General features: G+C 48.4%; 3 protein-coding genes and 1 tRNA gene. 2 read left to right on the top strand and 2 right to left on the bottom strand.

The genetic code is table 11. The features are described from left to right. A partial coding sequence (locus O9332_RS03200) for a bluetail domain-containing putative surface protein (RefSeq protein ID WP_288023598.1) occupies nucleotides 1–881 on the top strand: 881 nt, incomplete at its 5' end. 710 nt (nucleotides 882–1,591) lie between these two features. On the opposite strand, the gene O9332_RS03195 is transcribed toward O9332_RS03200, so the two are convergent. Continuing rightward, nucleotides 1,592–1,673 (bottom strand) — tRNA-Leu (locus O9332_RS03195). A 54-nt stretch (nucleotides 1,674–1,727) separates the two neighbouring features. Beyond that, entirely contained in the window at nucleotides 1,728–2,408 is a 681-nt protein-coding gene (locus O9332_RS03190; RefSeq protein ID WP_002762621.1) for a nucleoside phosphorylase-I family protein, read from the bottom strand. Nucleotides 2,409–2,531: 123 nt separating this feature from the next. Here O9332_RS03190 and O9332_RS03185 point away from each other — a divergent pair, with 123 nt between their 5' ends. After that, nucleotides 2,532–3,587: an ABC transporter ATP-binding protein gene (locus tag O9332_RS03185; RefSeq protein WP_043999417.1), complete on the top strand. Its 1,056-nt coding sequence runs from the start codon at nucleotides 2,532–2,534 to the stop codon at nucleotides 3,585–3,587. Nucleotides 3,588–3,639 lie beyond the last annotated feature (52 nt).

Here is a 3,639-nt window from a genome sequence, read left to right as displayed (position 1 = left end):
GCTACACTATCAGTGGACCCGACACGGCTACGGCCACCATTCTTGACAATGATGGTAACTCAGCTAATAACAACTTGGTCGGGACAAGCTTTGCCGATGCCCTGGCTGGAGTGGGAGGTAATGACACCCTTAGCGGTTTAGGCGGCAACGACACCCTCGATGGTGGGGCCGATAACGACACTTACCTCTTCGACACGGATCTGGTCTTGAATAGCGACCTCCTAATTGATGCCTCTGGAATCGATACCCTCAACTTTGCGGCGACCACAGCTAAAACCATCAACCTCAATCTCGGCAGTACCGTCGCCCAAACCGTCACCGCCGGAAATCTCACTCTCGCCCTAGCTAGTGCCACTGCTTTTGAAAATGTTATTGGTGGTAGCCTCAACGACAACATCATCGGCAATACTCTGGCTAATTCCCTCGATGGTGGAGCGGGTAATGACAATCTCAACGGTGGAGCGGGTAATGATAACCTGACAGGCGGTCTTGGCAAAGATACCCTAACGGGAAGCACGGGATTGGATACTTTGACCTACAATTCCCTCGGTGATTCGCTGCTGAGTGGCTTTGATGTTATTCAAGGCTACAATGGCACAGGTGCTAGTCTTGATAGCATTAATGCCCCTGCGCCTATTGCACCAATCACTTTGACCGCATCGAAAGACACAGCTACTGCTTTAACCGAAGCGGCGATTCAGTTGGTCTTGACTAATGAGGCCTTTGCTGCTAACACGGCGGCGGCCTTTAAAGTGACAGGTCAAAGTGGTACTTTTATCGCTCTCAATAATGGAGCGGCTGGTTTCCAAGCCGCTAGTGATGCGATCATTCAACTGAGTGGTTACAACATTGCTGCCGCTAAACCAGTGGTAGTGATCTAGATTGAGAGATCATTTAAGTTTGCCGGCAGTAGGAGACTCTTCTCCTACTGCCACTAGGGGTCTTTCAGAATCTATGAGATTAAACTCTTTTGGGCTTAATTGGGGTGTGCTGAAAAAGTTTGTTGGTGGGGTTAAGGAGTCAGGAGTCAGTAGCCGGTCGTCAGGAGTCGGGAGTTTCAGGCTTTGTTGCCCTCTCTTTTTGTACCAACTTAGGGCTTGCTGAAAAAGTCTAAAAACCTTGTTGGGTAAGACTTTTAGACCTTTTGTCAATCAAAAAGTGCCGACCATTGGAGTGATTGGGGGGAAAATTCCGGGACTTTTTCCCTGAAAATTAGGTAATTGACCACCTGAAAATGGGTAAAACCCCACACCCCACACCCCACACCCCACACCCCACACCCTACCCCCACGAAAAACTTTTTGCCGCAAACCCTAGCTAGGCATCACAGGAAAACTATGCCATGTCCCCCACCGTTAGCGGTGGTTTTTTGTCGGATGTGGGATTTTGCCTGGCAAGTTTTCCCCGATGGTAGTTGCTCGCTCGTCAAGGAAGAGTCGCTCTTTTTCGCCGTCAACCCGAGTCGATGGGCTGCGAGCGTTTCCTATTGCCCAGCATTCCTCCCCCACTGACCCTACGGGTGTAATGGTGGTATCCTGCCAACATTCAAGGTGACAAGGGCAATTCTCGTCAGAGGGCAGATAAAAGTTTATGCGGATGGCGAGACTCGAACTCGCAAGGCGTAAGCCACACGCCCCTCAAACGTGCGTGTCTACCAGTTCCACCACATCCGCTTGATTTTAGCTTAACCACTATAGCACAGAAAAAAAATAATCTGCAAGCAACTTTTAAAAATTACTGCCGCACAACTTTCGCACCACCTGAGTTAGTACGGATAAACCTTTTAGGGAACCTTGAATCAAATGGAAGGCCGGGATGGGACGGATTAACATTTGTCGAGCTAGGGGCAATGGTAGCAGCTGACCTTGATTATCAATTGCCGGGGCTAAATCGGGTAAATCCTGTGTCACCTCATCGCTAATCACGCGCACAATTGCCACTTTTTGCCCCGGTAAAGCCGCTAAAATCCTTGCTCCTTCCATATCGACCACCTCATAGCCCCCCTGTCCTAAACGTCGTTTTTCCTCGGATCGGCTAATCAGGCGATCGCTGGTTAAACCTTTAACAAGACTATATCCGGTTAATTGGGCGATTTCTGCGGTTATTTCTGGTTCGCACTGCCAATAATTCCCCGTTTCCGCGCCACAACCTTGATAGATTACCCCATCTCCGACCCGATGGCGATCGCTGAGACTGCCCGCTAATCCCATCAGCACAATTTTTCCCGTGAGCTTATTAAGAAATTCTAGAGATTGCCCAGAGACTGAGGAACTGTCGAGGAATTCTGGAGCGCCAAGGTTAATCGGGATAATTTGCGGGGCTAAATCGCCGATTTTCCTTAATCCTCGGCGGATTGAGCTATGCTCGGCCCCCCGGGGAACGAGAATAATATCTTCAGGTGTGAGCATGAAATTTTTGAGAAAGTTTCCTAATTAGTGCATTGAGATGTTATAAACAATAATAGTGAACTAATTAGGAATAATTCTTAAGTGAATGGCCCCGCCACCGACCGGGCGATTGTCTTTCCCACCATGAAAAAGTCTGTCATTCTGCGTTTATCCGAGGTTAACAAGCGTTTTCCCGCTTCTCCTACTCTAGCTGTCGATAATATCAGTTTTAGTTTAACAGAGGGCGAAATTCTCGGATTATTGGGCCCGTCGGGCTGCGGTAAAACCACTCTACTGCGGATGATTGCGGGATTTGAAAAACCATCTCAAGGAGTGATTGAATTGGGAGGGCGAATAGTTGCCGACCAAAAAACCTTTATTCCCCCGGAAAAACGCAATACGGGCATGGTTTTTCAGGATTACGCTCTTTTTCCCCATTTAACCATTGCTGACAATATCGCCTTCGGGTTAAAAAATTCTGGGGAGAAATTATCGAGCAGAGCTATTAACGCTAGGGTGGCGGAAACTTTAGATTTAGTCGGACTGCAAGGACTAGAAAAACGTTATCCCCATCAGCTATCGGGAGGACAACAGCAAAGAGTCGCCCTCGCCCGCGCTTTAGCCCCAAAACCCTCTTTAATCCTCTTAGATGAACCTTTAAGTAATCTCGATGTCCAGGTACGGCAACGGTTACGGCACGAGATCCGTCATATCCTGAAAGCGACTGGTATCTCGGCCATTTTTGTCACCCACGACCGGGAGGAAGCAATGGTGATCAGTGACACAATTGCGGTTCTTTGTCAAGGAAAATTAGAACAAATTAACAATCCCGAAGAAATTTATAGTCATCCGGCCTCGCGATTTGTGGCCGAGTTTGTCACCCAAGCTAACTTTCTCCCCGCTAGACGGGAGGGGGAACAATGGCAAACCGAGATAGGACTCTGGACAATTCCTGATGGTCAAGATTTGGACAAAGGGGAATTGATGCTAAGAGAGGAAGATGTCAAAATTAAGCCAGATGAGACGGGAGAGCTAGTTATTTGCGATCGCCAATTTTTGGGGCGGGAATACCGTTATTGTCTGCTAACGGCTACCGGCAGCCAAATCCACGCTAGAACAACGATTAACACCCAATTAGACATCGGTACAAAGGTAAAACTATCGATTATTCCCGATAGCGTCCGTGTATTTGCCGATTGATCAATCACATCTGACTTGAAAGTGGGTGTGGGGTGTGGGGTGTGGGGTGTGG

The organism is Microcystis sp. LE19-10.1B (assembly GCF_027530565.1).
Taxonomy (GTDB): Bacteria; Cyanobacteriota; Cyanobacteriia; order Cyanobacteriales; family Microcystaceae; genus Microcystis; species Microcystis aeruginosa.
The sequence above is the reverse complement of the archived record's forward strand: the minus strand, read 5'-3'. Positions and strand labels throughout refer to the sequence as shown.